Origin of the sequence: Methanospirillum hungatei (assembly GCF_019263745.1) — an archaeon.
Lineage (GTDB): Archaea > Halobacteriota > Methanomicrobia > Methanomicrobiales > Methanospirillaceae > Methanospirillum > Methanospirillum purgamenti.
In genome coordinates this window covers 934,402-951,522 of sequence record NZ_CP077107.1, presented here as the reverse complement: position 1 = coordinate 951,522, position 17,121 = coordinate 934,402, and the positions used below count along the sequence as shown (strand labels likewise).

The window sequence follows — 17,121 nt, the reverse complement described above, 5'->3', positions numbered from 1 at the left end:
CCAGTATCTTTTTCGCTAATTCTAGCTACTTTTTTCCTGGATACTATCAACGACTTTTTCAACAATATGCTCAAATGGATCATTCGAACAATCAATCCGAATATCTGCATATTTTTCATACAAAGGAATTCTCTGATCATATACATCGCGAAGAGTCTGGCCGGGAAACAAGACAATCCCCCGTGTTTTAATATTATTTAATCTCTTGACCATTTCATTATAGGAAATACTCAAAAATACAATAATACCACCGGATTTCAGATGCTCCATTGCCTGGGCTCCATAGATAACACTCCCGCCGGTAGCAATGACCGTATTGCATAGATTGAGAGAAAGGATAGATTCTTCCTCTTTTTTCAGGAAAAACTCCGTGCCTTTTTCATCTATTATTGATTACAGGAGTCTTCCTGTGTGTTCCTGTATCACAATGTCGGTATCAATAAAATGCATCCCCAGGGTTTTTGCAAGGATGACTCCAAGAGTACTTTTTCCGGCTCCTGGCAGACCGATGAGTATTATATTCTTCATTTTTCCCTAATTTCGTTCATCATACATAAAGTGTCAGGGTAATATTTCAGGATTTACAAATTCATTTTTTTTTATTATTAAAAATAACGAGTACTATGATGATCCATTGTTTCCAAGGAAGAAGGTTCAAACAATGAATAAGGTAATGGTACCCAAGGAAGTATCATTAGACCAACTTCTAGAAATAATTGCAAAAGCGGCATTCTTATTAAAGCACCAGATCCTGATATTTTATGATTTATCAAATAATTATTTTACAGGGGTATTTCTAAGAACCATACGGATTTTCATAGGAAATATAATTTACTTTTAGATTTAAAAAAAAGGCAAGATTTGCATATTAAACCCAAACTATTCTGTCTACAGGGAATAATTTCTTTGATTGGGTCATCTTTTAACAATCTGGTTAATTAATGGTAAATTTGTTTTTTTATTAATCCCTAATATTGCCCAATAAATTGATTGAGAGAATTGGGTTTAAATCTAGATGGAGCGTTAGAAATGATTAAATAGAGATTATTCCCTAACCAATAGAATAGTTTGGGATTAAACTTGTGTCATGGATATGTAGTTTAAATAACATTAAGTGATATATCTCATTATTCTGTTCATATTAAATGACCCTAATTAGATAATAGTGCTCGCATTTCTGTTTGTTTTTTTGGGTTAGATATTTCCAGGAATCCTGATAGTATACTAAGTTAATAGTCTTCAGAAAAGATAAAATCCTAAACTTTATCTCTATTCTTTTACTCCAACTTCCCATCTCTCAATATTCCGTGTCTCCGGATTGAAGACAATTCCTATCTCATAAATCTTTTTGGATTCACAGGCATATTTCTCTGCATATTTCCGGTCCCGAATCTGTGCAAGCGGACTTTTTTCTCCGGATCCATCAATTCCCATAACCTTAAATTCAAAGATCCAGATACCGCTCCTTGTTTTGACGGTCAGGTCAATTCTTCCTTTATTCGTAGTATCTTCAGGAATAACCTCGTATCCAAGACTTGCAAAGTATGTATAAACCACACTTGCATAATATCCTTCAAATCCGGAAATCTGATTTTTCCGATAATTATCCGAAGATATGGATGCAAAAAAAGAATGAAAAAGATCACGTAATACATCTGTGTCGCCTGATTCCAGAATGTTTCTGATAGTCGGGGCTGGAATCTGCTCATTATTATCCTGAATAAGAGTGAGTATCTGTCGGTTAAATGATTCTCTAACCTCCCGGTTTGGAAACCCGAGAGTATACCACGTCCCCTCATACGGGTTACTGACAAAGGATCTGATAGTCAGGTATCCTGCCTGGAAAAGGAGTGTTTCAGTCCGGATTTGTTCTGGATCAAATGATCCCAGGAGATCATCACCGGCGATGAGTCCGTCATATTCTGCCGGAAGACGGGGTTTTGACTGCCAGAGTTTAATAAGAAATGTAGGCGTTCCGGTTTCAAACCAATAGGGTCTGAAGGTTTTTTTCGAAAAGAGAAGCAGGATGTCAAAAGGATTGTAAACTGATTCACCTGTCCACGAATATCCATTATACCAGTCTCTGACTTCATTTGGATAAAAATCTTTAAGATAACCGGCAAAAACGGTCTCAAGGTCTGTCTGGGTATACCCACATAATGCCGAATACCGTGTATCAATGGTGATGTCATCAAGATTATTCAGACCAGAGAAAATACCCGTCTTTGCAAATTTGGAGACACCGGTCATAAATACAAATTTTAGATATGGATCCAGATCCTTAATAACACCATAAAAACTCTTTAATTCATCTCTTAAGGTTCCAGCTATTATTGGTTCCTCAATCGAATCCAGAATAGGTTTATCATATTCATCAATGAGAAGAACGACCTGTTTTCCCGTTGTTTGATAGATATGCCTGATTAGATCGTCTAGTTGAAAACCCGGAGAGTAAGATTGGAAAATTTCATAATCAAACTTTTTTGCTTCACGGATGATTATATGGCTGATATAATTACATAGATCCACTGCTGTAGAATTGATACGCTGTGCAAGGCTAATTCTGATTACCGGATACTGCATCGAAAAATCCCACCCAGATTCAGGTGAGTCCAGGAACAGTCCGGAAAAAAGCTCTTTTCTACCGGAAAAAGCACAATCTATTGTATCAATAAGCAGGCTTTTGCCAAAACGCCTTGGTCGGGATAAAAAATAGTATTTCCCTCCATTCACAAGTTCTGCAATGAAGGGGGTTTTGTCAACATATGCATATCCTCCGGTAATTATCTCTGAAAATGACTGAATACCGATGGGAAGTTTTTTGAGATGCATCATGGTCATGATTGTGAATGGTCAGAAAAGATTATTCTGGTTTTGTAATTCGACGAGAGATATATGTATATATGTTTTGTATTATGATACCTGTTTTGATTATATTTTCCAGTATCTTTTTCGCTAATTCTAGCTACTTTTTTCATGGATACTATCAACGACTTTTTCAACAATATGCTCAAATGGATCATTCGAACAATCAATCCGAATATCTGCATATTTTTCATACAAAGGAATTCTCTGATCATATACATCGCGAAGAGTCTGGCCGGGAAACAAGACAATCCCCCGTGTTTTAATATTATTTAATCTCTTGACCATTTCATTATAGGAAATACTCAAAAATACAATAATACCACCGGATTTCAGATGCTCCATTGCCTGGGCTCCATAGATAACACTCCCGCCGGTAGCAATGACCGTATTGCATAGATTGAGAGAAAGGATAGATTCTTCCTCTTTTTTCAGGAAAAACTCCGTCCCTTTTTCATCTATTATTGATTGCAGGAGTCTTCCTGTGTGTTCCTGTATCACAATGTCGGTATCAATAAAATGCATCCCCAGGGTTTTTGCAAGGATGACCCCAAGGGTACTTTTTCCGGCTCCTGGCAGGCCGATGAGTATTATATTCTTCATTTTTCCCGAATTCCGTTCATCATACATAAAGCGTCAGGTATTATTTCAGGATTTACAAATTCATTTTTCTTTATTATTATAGTATAATGCCAATCTTTCTGGAATAATATAGAAAGATGTACTTAAACTATGAAGTGTTTTTAGTGTCCAGGTTTTAGAATAACTTCCGTTTCACTTCGATTATTCTAAAACCTTATGTCGGGCACTATAAAACATAATAATTTTAAATCGGTCGGTATACTTTTTTTTATACATATTTTTGCTTATAATAGAGCAGTTAGGGATAAATTTGGATTATTTATCTAGAAAATTTTTGGATGAAACATACCAGAATGGATATCACCTTATAGTAATTCAATTATCATGGTCAGGAAAAAAACACAACTAATAATAGCATAAACCTGAATGTAAACTATATGAGACAATTTTTCATTCTCATCTGCTTCCTCATGGTGACCTTGATTGCAGGAGGAATTACTATTGTATCGGGTGAAATTATCGATGGTTCCTCAGCCATTCCGAAGTCGTACAAGCTGGAAGTAGATATCATGTTTGCTCCACCAGCACAGTCACCACCATATGATGATGATTCGTTCTTTTCTCTTGCAAATGAAACAATACATAATTTGTGCAATGGAAAAGAACTTGCTGTTGGTAAAAGTAACATTATGGCATTTGATTCACTGGAAGATAGATATTATAAAATGGTCCGGATGAAAGTGAGTCAGGAAAGGCATGCTGAGGCAGAAAATGTCATGACATTTATTTCATACACTCTGAGTGTAATGGATTTCTATAATACGTATGAAAAAGATTGGGAGAAAGATTCACCGGTAATTGACGGGATGGCTGCTTATAATTGGGCTACAGCATATTACAATGGTGCAGTAAAAATTTGGGATACAATCTCTACTCAATACCCTGATGCAGTTATGTATAAAATGCCTCCCAAAAAAGTCTGATTTTTCTCTAGGGTAACTCCACTATGCTCTCCTTTTTTTCATAAAACCTTATATACTCCTGAACGAAAACCCATTGAACCTGATATCAGTATATTCCAAGGAGTATGTCATATGTTTACAAAAGTTCTCATCCCCTTTGATTTTTCAGATGATTCATATTATATCGTCAAATGCCTGGAAAAAATCCCTCGAATCCGGGAGATTCTTCTGGTTCATGTAACCCGAAGTTTGTATCTTGTAAATTCAGAAGATCGTGAAAACCCGGAGACTGATTATGCCCGTCTTCGTCTTGAGAAAGTAAAAGAAACCATCGAAATGCCCAGGTCAAAAATAAAAATAATCGTCGAGGAGATCGCCGGAGGAGAAATATCAGAGGCTATTCTCCGGATAGCTGACCGTGAATGTGTCTCTCTTATTATGATGGGCAGACGTGGACGGGGAGTTATTGAGACACTTCTTCTTGGTAGTACTGCCTGGGATATTATACGATATGGGAAGCAGGATCTTCTCCTTGTTCATCCACCCGAAACAAAAGATACCCACAATCCGATTCAGAGATATCCATGTCCTGATCTCTTGTCCAGGGTGATGATATGTACCGATTTTACAGAGCCGCCAATTGAAAATCTCTTACCTGACATCTATGAAGTCAGCTCTTCGGTAGTTCTTTTCCATGCAGTCACCACCGGAGATTCGGATGAGGAAGTTCAGAAAGAAGTTGAATCTGCAAAAGGTGCTCTTCATACGATTGAACAACACCGAAAAGATAGTGATATTACATCCGTGATTCGGACAGGTGATGCTGCTGATGAGATCCTCACGTTCTCGATGCAGGAGGATATATCCTTGATTGCCATGAAATCAACCGGAAAACAGGGGATAGTACAAAGTTTTATCGGGGGGACGACTGCAGCTGTTGCAAGGAATGCGAAAAAACCATTACTCATATTAAAAAGGCAAAATTCATAATATTCCCTGGTTATCAGGGCTTTTTTCTACTCTTTATCCTGAGAAAACATATGAACCCTGCCTACAATTTTGTTCAGGCTGATAACAAAGGCAATACCCATGCCTGGTGTATCTAATTGAGCTGCTTTTTCAATCGCTAAAAGTATTTCATCTGTTTGTTCAGGTTCGACGATGGTCAGAATCACTTCTTTTTCTGGTTCAATAGGAAGTCCTAGTATTGATTGCATTTCATGAATGCCCGTTCCTCTTCCCATTAACACCGTTCCTCCTTCAGCTCCTGCTTTTCTTGATGCGGTTATCACCCGTTCAGACCAGCCCTTTTTTACAATCGTTACGATCAAATCCTTACAACCTTCGCATATCATTGTTGTACCTCTAATTTTTGTTTAAACAATATTCCAAGAACCAGCACCATGATAATTGGAGCCAGTGCAATAAAGGCAATCATGCCAAATCCGTCTAAAATGGGGTTATTTCCTTCTATTACATCTGAAACGCCAACTGCAAACGCCATTAAAAAAGTGACTGCCATCGGTCCGGTTGCAACTCCACCTGAATCAAATGCTATTGAAATAAATTCTGTATCCGAGAACCTCATGAGCATAAGTGCCAGTAGATACCCACCGATAACAAGAGGAAGAAAGGGAATTTTGTAAATAATTCGTGCCATTCCAATACTTACAGATATTGCAACCCCGAATGAGAGTGCATACAAAATCAGGCTTCCTCTGATGTATCCACTTGATGATTTTTCAACCTGGTGACAAAGGACCCTGACTGCTGGTTCTGCAAATGTTGTTAAAAAACCCATCAAAAATCCAAAAGGAATCAGGATCCACAAATGTTCAAGGGTTCCAAAGTATTCACCCATCCGCTGTCCAATAGGTAAAAATGCAATTTTAACTCCCTGGAAAAAGAGAATCATTCCAATGAGGGTGATAATAATACCCTTAAAAAGATTAATCACGTATTCTCGTGGCAGTTTTAATGACAGAATCTGAAAAATGATGAAAAATATAACAAGAGGAGTCAGTGCCTGCAGTACATCTATAATTACATGATCAAGCCCGTCAGCTATTGGTAAATAAATCATACCAGTGCTCCTGCCAGCATTACTCCGAGTATAGGACCAATAGATGCAAGGCCTATCAGCCCGAATCCATCGGAAAGGGCAGTCCTGTTCCCAAGCGTCGAGGTGATACCAATTCCAAGGGAAAGAATAAATGGAACGGTGATAGGACCGGTGGTCACTCCTCCTGCATCAAATGCTATCGGAACATATTCTGGTGAAGTAAAAAGTGAAAGGAGAATGACTGCTCCATATCCTATTGCGAATAGATACGCAATTGGAATATTATATATAATACGAACCATTGCCGTGGCAACAAAAAATCCGACCCCAATCGCAATTACCAGGATTAATGATGTTTTATCCATTCCCCCATCTGTAACCGATTGAATCATCATTGCAAGAACTCTGACATCCGGTTCTGCAATTGTTGCCAGTACTCCAAACAGAAAGGCAATGAGAATAACAAGGAATATTGATCCTGACCGGGGAATTGCAGTTCCGATAGCTTCTCCCATGGGAAGAAGACCTACCTCTACCCCCAGAAGAAACAAAGTAATTCCCAGCACAACCATGATACTTCCAATAAGGAACTGGGCCATTAACTCTGGAGTGTTGCCTGGTAAAAAGAACATAATAAGAAAGATGAGGGTAACAATTGGAACAATAGCTTGTGTTACCTCTCGGACAATTCCAATAAAGTCACTCATCATGGTTTGTAAGGTCTTTGGATACTGAAATTGTATGCATATCTGATTTTTATAACTCAGGATCTTTTGGATTATTTCTGGATTCTATCAGGTATAGTATTTACATCCGATTTATTATTTTTATCTTTCAGGATCTGACCTTCTATCTGAAAGACTATTTTTTGTATGTATATGACATAGAACTATGAGCACATGAGTCACGTCATATCAAGTGAAGACAATCCCAAATCAGAGACGTACATGCAGCATATAAAAGAGCGTGTAATTTTTAAAAGTCTCGTAATTGATTCAATATTCTGGGTTCCTTCCTTAATCCTGGCTATTTTATCTGGATCGGTAACCCTTTACACCGATGTAATTAAAAAAGGAAATGAAATCCTTTCAACCTTTTTCTCCTGGGTTGCTCTGAAAAAGATGTCTGAAGGAGGATCCAATGCGTCGTATGATTACGGCATGGGGAAATTTGAGACCCTTACGAGCATAGTAACCGGAGCAGTGATGATCCTCTCTCTTGCCCTGGTATTTGGTCTGACTATCTTTAAACTGCTCAATCCCCATATGCTTCATGAAGAGGTTACCATCGTTGCAATGGTGGTGCTGGTCATTGGGGTTTTAGTGAATGTGGTTTTGTGGAGAGAGAAGGTTCACATTGCGAAAATGGAATATTCTCCTGTATTAGAAGCTCAGATCACCCTTTTTAAGACCAAAGCAATTACTGACCTTATTGTTCTTGTTGCGTTGATTCTGGTCGTTTTCTTAGAGGAACATGAATGGGCGATATATATCGACCCAATAGCCTCATTTATCGTCATCGGTTCATTTCTTCTGTCCGGATACCGAACTATCTCGACCTCTCTTCCGGATCTCCTTGACCGCACCATTGAAGAAGAACTGCAATTAGTTGTCGTTCGTTCACTTGCAGATTTTTTTGATGATTATCAGGCATTTCATGGAGTCCGCTCTAGGCGGTGTGGGAACTTCATTTATATTGAACTCTTTCTCGAATTTGATGGTGAGAAAAAACTCTCCGAGGTCCAGTCAGTCATTTATCGGATAAAAAATTCGCTGGAAAAAGAGATCCCAAAGAGTTCGGTGACCATTATGCCATGTACCGGAAAGTATGGTTCTGAATCTTCTTAAGCGAAACACTCCTTTTTTTGAGCCGTAGATCGACTGTATCTTTCATATTCCCTACTTTTGTGATAGTCCTGGCACCTTCCTGGATGTCCATAGTCATCTATTTACCTTATTCTCTCCCTCCTTTTTTATGGCATTTCGATATCCCCGAACATTTCTATTATTATTTCTCATCATAGCCCTGGTTTTTACCCCAGTCTCGGCACGAGACACCAATAATCCGGTCCCTCAACATGAAATTAAGATGGCCGAGTTTTTTTATCCGGATAACGCAGTTTCACACATATATCATGCCTCAATACAGCCACACTGGGTACGATCTGATGCATTCTGGTATTCTGACAATAGCCGGGATACGACGATGTTTTATATTGTCAATGTCTCACAAGGAGTAAAAAAGAGACTTCTGGATACTGTCCGGTTTGCCCCGGCTCTGGCGCAGGCAACAGGAAAAGAGATTCATCCATCCCGGCTTCCTATTCAGGATATGGAATTGTCTCCAGATGAGCAGACATTTTCATTTTCGGCTTTTGGTTCCAGATGGAATTGTGATGTCAAAACCAGCCGGGTTTCACAATACTCTGTTCCTGCCGATGTAATATCTGGTGTTCTCTCACCTGACAAGTCCCATATTGCTTATGTAAACGAGAGCAATCTCTGGTTGTATGATATCAGAACCGGTTTGAAAGAATTTCTGACTGTTAACGGAACCGAGAACTATTTCTATGGAAAACGTTCAGATACGGTCAGGTACCCGGTATCTGAATCAAGGTTGAATCAGACTCCTTCTCCCTACCTTGTCTGGTCACCTGACTCAACAAAAATCGCAACCTACAAAGTTGATCAACGGAATGTGAGTCCTCTCTGGCTAATTCAGGATACTCCGGATATTGGTAAACGCCCGGTCCTCTACTCTTATCGGTATGCCTATCCGGGAGATGCGCAGATCCCTCAGTATGAACCGGTGATCATTGATACCAGGACAAAGCAGGAGATCTTCATGAACTACCGGTCCCAGCCAGAAGTCAGTATGATGGATACCGATACAAATCTTCTGCAATGGTGGGATCAATCCGGAAATACGACCTACATGCTTTTTATTGAACGGGGCGAGAAGATGCTTCGTCTCTTGTCTGGAAATGCACAGACCGGGGTTGTCAGAGAACTCCTTCATGAGACTGGAAAATCGTATATCGAGTCAAATCTGCAATATGCTGACCGTCCGAATGTTGCAGTCCTGAAGAATGGAGAGATTATCTGGTTTTCAGAACGTGACGGGTGGGGACATCTGTACCGGTATAACCCGGATGGAACACTGAAGAATCAGATAACCTCCGGGCCCTGGGTGGTCAGAGAGATTCTTGCGGTTGATGAAACGAATGGACATATTTACTTTACCGGTTCAGGAAAAGAGGGGGGGAATCCGTATTATCGATATCTGTACCGGGTTCAGCTTGATGGAAATGACCTGAAACTGCTCACTCCCGGACAGGCAGATCATGCCATCTCCATAGCTCCGGATCTCTCCTGTTTTATCGATGCCTATTCAAGAGCTGATCTTCCAACGGTTACTGTCCTTCGTTCGATGAATGGTACACAGGTGATGCACCTGGCATCAGCAGATGATTCAGATCTCAGACGAACTGGCTGGTCTCCTGCAGAACGAATAACGATGACTGCACGGGATGGAAAAACAGAAATATACGGACTCTTGTTCAAACCTACGAATTTTGATAATACAAAGAAGTATCCGGTCATTGACGTTGTATATCCCGGACCCTATACCATTGTGACCGCAACCGGATATCCGGCAGATCTGAGTTGGAACTCAAAGATTTACTGGACCTGTCAGATGCTCTCTGAACTTGGGTATGTTGTTGTCACCATGGATGGTCTGGGAACAGCATACCGATCAAAATCCTTCCATGATGTAAGTTATGGAAATCTGGCAGACTGTGGGCTTCCTGATCATATTGCAGGCCTGAAACAACTTGTATCCAGGTATCCGTATATGGACATCAGCCGGATTGGAATATATGGAAAATCTGCCGGAGGATATATGGCAGCCCAGGCAATGCTCACCTATCCTGACTTTTTCAAGGTGGGAGTTGCTGCATCAGGGGATCATGACTGTCGTCTGTATGGATCATTCTGGGGAGAAAAGTATCAGGGGTACCCGGTGACCGGATCTTATGCTGATCAGGCTGCTGCGGTGAAAGCCGATAACCTGAAAGGCAATCTCCTTCTCATGACTGGAGATATGGATGATAATGTTCATCCGTCTATGACCATGCAGCTGGCTGATAGTCTTGAATCAGCAGGGAAAAAGTATGAGATCATGGTATTTTCAAATATGAATCATGATCTGAATTATGATCCTTATTATCTGAAGACGATGATGCGGTATTTTGTTCAGCATCTTTGATAGGAAAAAACAATCTCATCGTTCTCTTTTTTTAACAATGTGATATAATCCAACATTCCATCTCGAAGATGGGCAAAAAAGGATGGATTTCTATTATGATGTTCCTACAACTGGAAATTCCCCTAATGTCCAGTTTTTCGGTCCGATTGAAGAGGGCATACCATACATCTTTGCACCCGGAAACTCTTTGGAGATCTTCTTCCAGACTCCGGCTGCTGCATCGTACCAGGGCACCAGATCTTCATAAGGGGTAATACCCATATCCACCGGAGAGAATTTATTCTGCTCTGATTCATAGTCCTGGTATTTTTCTGAGAGTGTCAGGGTATAGGATAGGAATGATAGGATCTCTTCTGCCTGTGGGTACTGTTCCTGACTGATATTCATCCTGATAAGAGTGTAATAAGTTCCGGCCAGGGAGTCATGAACGGCAGTATTCATCTTCCCAACCGGGAGGGTTTGCCCATTACAGATTGTGTATATGGTTGTGTTTGCCCGATCAAAGAATTCATCATCGTCAAATGGTGCTTCTTGTGCAGGCGGAGCTAGGGGAAGCTGTACCTGGGGAAGGGTGGTCATGTCTGCACTTCCAGTAGATATCAGACTGATAATAAGCAGACCTGAAATGAATAAAACCAATTTTCGGCTCATAAAACATAATATGATTCAATATGCCAAAGGGTTGCCGGTTGAGCGGTTATAAAAATAAGAGTCAGGCCCGGAAAAAGGACCTGTTTGGTTTCGCTTCAGCATATGACATGTGATAGAACTGCTGGTAAAACTGCTCTGCTTCTTTCTCAATATCAACAGTACAGTCTGGGTGGAGCACACTGACCAGGTAGAAAAGACCTAGTACAAACCGTGGGCTGCCAAAATCCCATGATGGGGGCATAAGATGGATCCTGTGGTTTCGGACTGCATTCACATCAATACCCTGTTCCTCACAGATTGCATACATATCCTCAACAGGAGTTGCCAGGAATCCAGATACCATGATTACATCCGGATTCAGCTGGTTGATAAACGCCGGATCCACCATGATCCCAGGTTTTCCTTTCCGGGGTAGATTTATGTTAACCGGTTCACCTCCGGCTGCTCTGACCATTGCGTTTTCAAACCGGTCTTCATTTAAGAGAAAGAGCGGTGTTCCCATGACATACAGAACTCGTGGTCTTTTTTTATTCTGCACCAGGGATGAGATGTATGCTGTCCGATCTTGAATATACGAGATGAGCTGAGCACCTTTGTGGACTGTTCCGGTAATCTCTGCCAGATGTGCAATGACCTCATAGAACGTTTCAATCTTCTGGATCTTCTTGTGGAGTATGTCGATATAATTTTGGGATATAAAATCCATCCAGACCTTTGCACTTGTTTTTTCATCCTGAATATCAAGACAAGTGGTAATTGCCTTGATTATCTCAAGAGCACGAGTGGGCCGATACCCTCCCATCATACCCTCTTCCTGGTATGTTTCCTGTGCAATCGTGCCAGTATGTGGTATGGTACATCCACAGGAACAGGTCCATTGTGTGGATTTGTCGATTACCCTGGCACCCATCGGGCCATAAAATTCCCGTCGTACAATGACCTGACCACATTCCGGGCACCTGGTCTGAAGATATGACGAACCCGGAGAATTAAACAGATAAACATATCGGGCATATTCCCGCAATTTGTCACACATCTCTTCAGATGCACGGATGCCTGGTTCAAGGGCCAGATCAGCAGGACCAAAGGGAATAAATCTCATAACCAGAATGGGGATCTCCGGGCTGATTTTTACAACACGCTTTACCGTCTTTACCAGATCTTCTTCAGATCCTTTTTCATACACCACGGTCACTTCGACATGGATGCCTGAATCCACCAGTTTTTTGATATTTCTGAACACCGGTTCTGATGATCTCACTCCACATGTGTGGTAGGCGGCATCATCACATCCTTTAATCCCGACAGCAACTGCATCAACAACCGGTATCATCTGGGATAATGACTCTTCGGTGAAATATCCATTTGTTGAGCATCCGATCAGGAGTCCAGCTTTTTTCGCCTGATCTGCCAGACCAAGAAAGGTTGGAAATGACACCGTTGGATCATTGAGTGCAAAGACTATTCCCTTACATTTCTCGTTGACAGCACGGGTAACCACGTCTTTTGGTGACGTGTTCATCAGAGACGGAGTAAATTCTGCTGCTGTCCGTGTCAGGAGATCTGATACACACCCGACACATCTGAAATTACAACCAACCGTGCTGACCTGTAAGAATTTATTTTTAGGATAAAAGTGTAGAAACGGGATCGTCTCAATACTTACCGGATACTCAATAAGGTATGAATTTGGAAACCGTTCATGAATCTGACCATCATGACAGGTATACATGCCGCAGGATCCAGACCGGTTCTCCTGGATTTCACACTGCATCTCACATACTGAACAGGTTGTCATAAGTTCTCCTTTATTTTCTCATCATAAGCCAGAATCCTGAGTCGTCCTGAATCAGTTCATAGGAACGGATCTCTGCCTTTTCAAGTTCTTCTCTAATCCGGTCAGGATTATTTCTCATCATCCGGTTAGAAACCCCTTTGGAGAATTCAGGATCTCTTTCTGCCATTGCGGTATGAATTGCTTCTTTCAGAGCTGAGTTGCCAAACCCTCCTCCGATGTATGTTACTCCTCCGGGTGAAAGAACGCGATAAATTTCACGAAAAGCACCCTGCAGATCCTCCCAGAAGAACCAGGAACCACGACTGACAACAAGATCTATTGTTCCATCTTCAAAGGGAAGATCATGGATATCTCCAAGAACCGGGACAATTTTTCTGACAAGTCCTGCATCTGTGATGTGTTCATACGCAATCTGAAGCATCATCGGGGATGTATCAAAAGCATAGATTCGAAGATCCGATGCTTGTGCCAGGGCCATTGACAGATGAGCAGGTCCACATCCTGCATCAAGAGCGGTCCCATTCCGAATTTGTGTCCTTTCAAGAATCTGGTCTGCAATTACCGGATAAATTGGAGCAAAGATGGTGGATGCGGTTTTATCAAAAGCCCGTGCTTTTTGTTCATCCATTGGGTCGTACTTTTCACAATCGCTCCCTGATTTCTGTTCTGTCTGATGTAATTCGTTCATTTTTTCATCTTTGATGATGTGAGTCTTTTTTTAGGATAAAAGAGGCACACAGATTTTTCGTCCGTCATTTCCTGGTATGGTCATGATAGATACTCTTGCATCATATGCCTCTTTCATGGAATCTTCTGTGATGACGGTCTCTGCCTTACCAATCCTGGTTAGTCCTTGTCTCATCATTACTCCGACCCGCCCGGACAATAAAAAGGCATGATCTGGAAAATGAGTTGCCATGAGAATTGTCAGTCCCTGTTCACTCAGACGGGCAATTGTCCTCAAAATTTTCATCTGGTTTCCAAGATCCAGGTGTGATGTCGGCTCATCAAGGAGTAAAATTCTTGGCATCTGGGTCAATGCTCGTGCTATCAGGACCAATTGGTATTCACCACCGCTGATATCAGTGCAGGGTCTATCTGCAAGATGAGCTATTCCAACAGTATCCATTGCATCATCTGCAACCTGCATATCTGCAAGGGTTGGAGAAGAGAGCGGACCTAAATGAGGCGAACGTCCCATTACCACGACGTCACGAACCGGAAAGGGAAATGATGGGATATGAGACTGAGGTACATATCCAATTATTCTGGCTGACTGAGACGGGGTCAACGATTGAAGGTTATTTCCTTCAATGAGCACTTCCCCTGATTCATAAGAAAGGAGACCTGCAATACATTTTATAAGGGTGGACTTTCCTGTTCCATTCGGTCCTATCAGGCAGAAGATCTCTCCCTCTGATAAATGGAGGGATACACTTGAAAAAACCGGTTCAGGATCCTTGTGGTTATAACGAAAGGTAAGATCCCTGATAAGCAAGGGATGATTCATTGTTTCCACCCCGTCTGTGTTCTGCGGAGAAGATATGCAAAGACCGGTGCTCCGACAAGGGCGGTAATTATACCGATCGGAATTTCTGTGACGGTGATTGTTCGTGCAACGGTATCTACGATAAGCAGGTATGATGCACCGACGAGTGCTACAATAGGGATGAGAAGCTTGTGATCCGGTCCAACAAGAAGACGACCAACATGGGGAATTACAAGGCCAATCCATCCGACAATACCGCAGATTGATACTGCTGCTGCAGAAATGACGGTGGCGGATACAATAATAATTGCCTTTTGCTGTTTAATGTCTACACCAAGTGCCCGGGCATCTTCATCACCCATGGACAGGACATTAATTCTCCATCTGATCAGGTACAGGATCAAAAGCCCACCGAGAAGAAGTGGTCCGGCAACAAGAAGGTCAGAATTTGAGATGTGGTTAAATGATCCCATGAGCCAGAACACGATTGCAGGCAGTTTGTTCAGGGGATCGGCCACATATTTCACAAGTGATGTGAGTGCCTGAAAGAGTGCTGCGACCACGATTCCTGCAAGGACGAGGGTTAGGGTTGAGCTCACTTTGTAAACCCGGCTGATAAGATATGCGAGCCCAACGGCAAAAATACCCAGTAAAAATGCAAATAATTGTGTGATAAAGATGTTTTCTGTGAGAAGCAGGGCAAGGGCTGCACCAAATCCGGCCCCGGCAGATACTCCCAGGATATCCGGGGAAACCAGCGGATTTCGGAATAATCCCTGAAAGGCAGCACCTGCAACAGATAATGCAGCACCGACAATAATGACGGCAAGAACTCTTGGGAGCCTGACATCAACGATTACACTTTTGACCGTGGGAGAGAGATCCTGACAGGGAATAATACCTGAAAAGATGGCTGCTATCACATCAAATGGCGGAACCTCAAATCTGCCAACCATAAGGGAGATCAACGTGGTGAAGGCAAGCAGTAATATGAGTGTTATTCTTAAGACTGAATAATTTCGTTTTCCCCAGAATTCCTTACGTTTCGGATGTTGTGACATGACATTTGCTCTTGAGGTGGACGCGGACAGAGTCCGGTATCCAAAAAAAGAAAAGGTAGATCCATCAGGGATTACTTATTTCCCATGTTCGTCTGGTTTGTCTGTCCTTTTCCTGCACTGATTGCAGATGCAAATTCACCAGAGAGGATCTTATCGACCTGCTCGTCGGTTAATTCATAAGAGAAGATCTCCTGGTAGAATTTTTTGACTTCATCATGCATGTCAATGTCATTAAATCTCTCTGGGTATGCTATCTTAGCCATCCATAGTGGATGGAGCACTGCTGATTCTGCAGTCGGGCGGTTCCACACAAACACACCATTTGGAAGCCGGTATACCTGACGGTTCTGAACTGCCTTAACACTGGCCCACTTTGGATCATTGTATACATCTTCAGGGGATCCGGTATCGATTACAAGAATGTCAGGGTTCCACTTCAGGACCTGTTCCATGGAAATTTCATCAAGGCCTGCATGAATTCCTGGTCTGACACCAGAGGTATTCACTTCCTGTGCTGCATTCTTCAGACCGGCGGCTTCGATACGTTCCTGCATGTAACTGTCCCCACCATAGGTGATGAGGTGATTTGCATCATATCCGTTGAAAAGAACCTTCTGTTCAGAAAGTGGAATGTCCCCGATACGGGATTTTACCAGTGACAGCATAGAGTCAAGATAGTTAGCATATTTCTGTGCCCGATCATCTTTTCCATAGATTGAACCGATAAAAGCGACTTCTGCTTTTGTCTGTTCTGCGGTACCTTCAGAGTTCTCAAAGAAGTATACTACCGGAATTGTGGTCTGTTTTTCAACGATTGCACCATCAACATCACCGGCAAGAACAAACTGTGGTTCTGATTTAATTAACTCCTCAATATTGATGATCCCGTTTGTCTGTCGTGCTGCGGGGATATTCTTCAGGTTATCATCCATAATATTCAGAAGCTGAGAATTCTTGCTTCCGATGGATGTTGCAACAATGGTATCCTGGACTCCAAGGATATAGGGGACCTGACCGATTGGTCCACCAAAAAATGCAACCCGCTCAATGTTTTCAGGTATCTCTACAACATTACCTGCCATGTCGGTAAGGGTTCGTGTTTTTGCGGCCTCTTCTGCACAGCATGGCAATCCAAGGAGTAATGCTCCAAGAATTACGTATATGAAAAATATTCCAAATCGTTTCATTCGGGTTCTCCAGTAATACCGATACATTTCTCCTCACATGGCTTGAGTCCGGATTTTTCTTTATAGAATTCATTCTTTCCGGATCAATGACAATGATGAGTCAAAAGGGGTTCGTGGATAGATGTAAAAAATTTAATTATTTGGTATTGTTAATCAGTTGGTTTAACAATGATGAAACCTATTGGTTGATAAAAT

The 17,121-nt window shown here is 41.6% G+C and carries 16 protein-coding genes and 1 pseudogene; 4 read left to right on the top strand and 13 right to left on the bottom strand.

Annotation, left to right across the window (positions count from 1 at the left end; genetic code table 11):
- Window positions 1-21: 21 nt before the first annotated feature.
- The 3 genes and pseudogenes from KSK55_RS04430 to KSK55_RS04420 form a co-directional block, all read right to left on the bottom strand.
- Window positions 22-528, bottom strand: a pseudogene (locus tag KSK55_RS04430) (shikimate kinase).
- Window positions 529-1,269: 741 nt separating this feature from the next.
- Complete coding sequence (locus KSK55_RS04425) at window positions 1,270-2,832, bottom strand: ATP-binding protein (RefSeq protein WP_218608870.1); 1,563 nt, start codon at window positions 2,830-2,832, stop codon at window positions 1,270-1,272.
- Between the two features lie 129 nt (window positions 2,833-2,961).
- Complete coding sequence (locus KSK55_RS04420; protein WP_218608336.1) at window positions 2,962-3,468, bottom strand: shikimate kinase; 507 nt, start codon at window positions 3,466-3,468, stop codon at window positions 2,962-2,964.
- Between the two features lie 416 nt (window positions 3,469-3,884).
- On the opposite strand from KSK55_RS04420, the gene KSK55_RS04415 reads away from it, so the two are divergent.
- Both KSK55_RS04415 and KSK55_RS04410 read left to right on the top strand, forming a co-directional pair.
- Window positions 3,885-4,430 (top strand): hypothetical protein, encoded by a 546-nt coding sequence (locus tag KSK55_RS04415; RefSeq protein ID WP_218608335.1) that lies wholly within the window; start codon window positions 3,885-3,887, stop codon window positions 4,428-4,430.
- A 111-nt stretch (window positions 4,431-4,541) separates the two neighbouring features.
- Complete coding sequence (locus KSK55_RS04410) at window positions 4,542-5,399, top strand: universal stress protein (protein WP_218608334.1); 858 nt, start codon at window positions 4,542-4,544, stop codon at window positions 5,397-5,399.
- A gap of 26 nt (window positions 5,400-5,425) precedes the next feature.
- Here the strand turns inward: KSK55_RS04410 and KSK55_RS04405 are convergent, their stop codons facing one another.
- Genes KSK55_RS04405 through KSK55_RS04395 form a run of 3 tightly spaced genes read right to left on the bottom strand, consistent with a single transcriptional unit; the run spans window position 5,426 to window position 7,181 of the window.
- Window positions 5,426-5,764 (bottom strand): P-II family nitrogen regulator, encoded by a 339-nt coding sequence (locus tag KSK55_RS04405; protein ID WP_218608333.1) that lies wholly within the window; start codon window positions 5,762-5,764, stop codon window positions 5,426-5,428.
- The gene (locus KSK55_RS04400) at window positions 5,761-6,492 is read right to left on the bottom strand and encodes a DUF1538 domain-containing protein (RefSeq protein WP_218608332.1); all 732 of its coding nucleotides are present in this window, start codon (window positions 6,490-6,492) and stop codon (window positions 5,761-5,763) included. The genes KSK55_RS04405 and KSK55_RS04400 overlap by 4 nt, the downstream gene beginning before the upstream one ends.
- A complete protein-coding gene (locus tag KSK55_RS04395) occupies window positions 6,489-7,181 on the bottom strand; it encodes a DUF1538 domain-containing protein (RefSeq protein WP_218608331.1) in 693 nt (230 codons plus the stop codon). Before KSK55_RS04395 ends, KSK55_RS04400 begins: the two co-directional genes overlap by 4 nt.
- A gap of 237 nt (window positions 7,182-7,418) precedes the next feature.
- On the opposite strand from KSK55_RS04395, the gene KSK55_RS04390 reads away from it, so the two are divergent.
- On the top strand, window positions 7,419-8,318 hold the full coding sequence (locus KSK55_RS04390; RefSeq protein WP_218608330.1) for a cation diffusion facilitator family transporter: 900 nt from the start codon (window positions 7,419-7,421) through the stop codon (window positions 8,316-8,318).
- A gap of 127 nt (window positions 8,319-8,445) precedes the next feature.
- Window positions 8,446-10,740: a S9 family peptidase gene (locus tag KSK55_RS04385; protein ID WP_218608329.1), complete on the top strand. Its 2,295-nt coding sequence runs from the start codon at window positions 8,446-8,448 to the stop codon at window positions 10,738-10,740.
- On the opposite strand, the gene KSK55_RS16685 is transcribed toward KSK55_RS04385, so the two are convergent.
- From KSK55_RS16685 to KSK55_RS04355, 7 genes are all read right to left on the bottom strand, one after another.
- Window positions 10,728-10,796 (bottom strand): hypothetical protein, encoded by a 69-nt coding sequence (locus tag KSK55_RS16685; RefSeq protein ID WP_372238743.1) that lies wholly within the window; start codon window positions 10,794-10,796, stop codon window positions 10,728-10,730. The genes KSK55_RS04385 and KSK55_RS16685 overlap by 13 nt on opposite strands.
- Window positions 10,797-10,833: 37 nt before the next feature.
- Window positions 10,834-11,391, bottom strand: a complete 558-nt coding sequence (locus tag KSK55_RS04380; protein WP_218608328.1) for a hypothetical protein — start codon at window positions 11,389-11,391, stop codon at window positions 10,834-10,836.
- A gap of 61 nt (window positions 11,392-11,452) precedes the next feature.
- A complete protein-coding gene (locus KSK55_RS04375; protein WP_218608327.1) occupies window positions 11,453-13,189 on the bottom strand; it encodes a radical SAM protein in 1,737 nt (578 codons plus the stop codon).
- A gap of 10 nt (window positions 13,190-13,199) precedes the next feature.
- Window positions 13,200-13,877 (bottom strand): class I SAM-dependent methyltransferase, encoded by a 678-nt coding sequence (locus KSK55_RS04370; protein WP_218608326.1) that lies wholly within the window; start codon window positions 13,875-13,877, stop codon window positions 13,200-13,202.
- A gap of 30 nt (window positions 13,878-13,907) precedes the next feature.
- Window positions 13,908-14,699 (bottom strand): ABC transporter ATP-binding protein, encoded by a 792-nt coding sequence (locus KSK55_RS04365; protein WP_218608325.1) that lies wholly within the window; start codon window positions 14,697-14,699, stop codon window positions 13,908-13,910.
- Window positions 14,696-15,739, bottom strand: coding sequence for a FecCD family ABC transporter permease (locus tag KSK55_RS04360; protein ID WP_214418975.1), 1,044 nt, complete (start codon window positions 15,737-15,739; stop codon window positions 14,696-14,698). The genes KSK55_RS04365 and KSK55_RS04360 overlap by 4 nt, the downstream gene beginning before the upstream one ends.
- A gap of 71 nt (window positions 15,740-15,810) precedes the next feature.
- On the bottom strand, window positions 15,811-16,926 hold the full coding sequence (locus KSK55_RS04355) for an ABC transporter substrate-binding protein (protein ID WP_218608324.1): 1,116 nt from the start codon (window positions 16,924-16,926) through the stop codon (window positions 15,811-15,813).
- Window positions 16,927-17,121 lie beyond the last annotated feature (195 nt).

Bases quoted from the DNA above. Each gene is read 5' to 3' on its own strand.
- KSK55_RS04425 (WP_218608870.1), bottom strand. From the start codon at position 2,832: ATGCATCTCAAAAAACTTCCCATCGGTATTCAGTCATTTTCAGAGATA.
- KSK55_RS04420 (WP_218608336.1), bottom strand. From the start codon at position 3,468: ATGAAGAATATAATACTCATCGGCCTGCCAGGAGCCGGAAAAAGTACC.
- KSK55_RS04415 (WP_218608335.1), top strand. From the start codon at position 3,885: ATGAGACAATTTTTCATTCTCATCTGCTTCCTCATGGTGACCTTGATT.
- KSK55_RS04410 (WP_218608334.1), top strand. From the start codon at position 4,542: ATGTTTACAAAAGTTCTCATCCCCTTTGATTTTTCAGATGATTCATAT.
- KSK55_RS04405 (WP_218608333.1), bottom strand. From the start codon at position 5,764: ATGATATGCGAAGGTTGTAAGGATTTGATCGTAACGATTGTAAAAAAG.
- KSK55_RS04400 (WP_218608332.1), bottom strand. From the start codon at position 6,492: ATGATTTATTTACCAATAGCTGACGGGCTTGATCATGTAATTATAGAT.
- KSK55_RS04395 (WP_218608331.1), bottom strand. From the start codon at position 7,181: ATGATGAGTGACTTTATTGGAATTGTCCGAGAGGTAACACAAGCTATT.
- KSK55_RS04390 (WP_218608330.1), top strand. From the start codon at position 7,419: ATGCAGCATATAAAAGAGCGTGTAATTTTTAAAAGTCTCGTAATTGAT.
- KSK55_RS04385 (WP_218608329.1), top strand. From the start codon at position 8,446: ATGGCATTTCGATATCCCCGAACATTTCTATTATTATTTCTCATCATA.
- KSK55_RS04380 (WP_218608328.1), bottom strand. From the start codon at position 11,391: ATGAGCCGAAAATTGGTTTTATTCATTTCAGGTCTGCTTATTATCAGT.
- KSK55_RS04375 (WP_218608327.1), bottom strand. From the start codon at position 13,189: ATGACAACCTGTTCAGTATGTGAGATGCAGTGTGAAATCCAGGAGAAC.
- KSK55_RS04370 (WP_218608326.1), bottom strand. From the start codon at position 13,877: ATGAACGAATTACATCAGACAGAACAGAAATCAGGGAGCGATTGTGAA.
- KSK55_RS04365 (WP_218608325.1), bottom strand. From the start codon at position 14,699: ATGAATCATCCCTTGCTTATCAGGGATCTTACCTTTCGTTATAACCAC.
- KSK55_RS04360 (WP_214418975.1), bottom strand. From the start codon at position 15,739: ATGTCACAACATCCGAAACGTAAGGAATTCTGGGGAAAACGAAATTAT.
- KSK55_RS04355 (WP_218608324.1), bottom strand. From the start codon at position 16,926: ATGAAACGATTTGGAATATTTTTCATATACGTAATTCTTGGAGCATTA.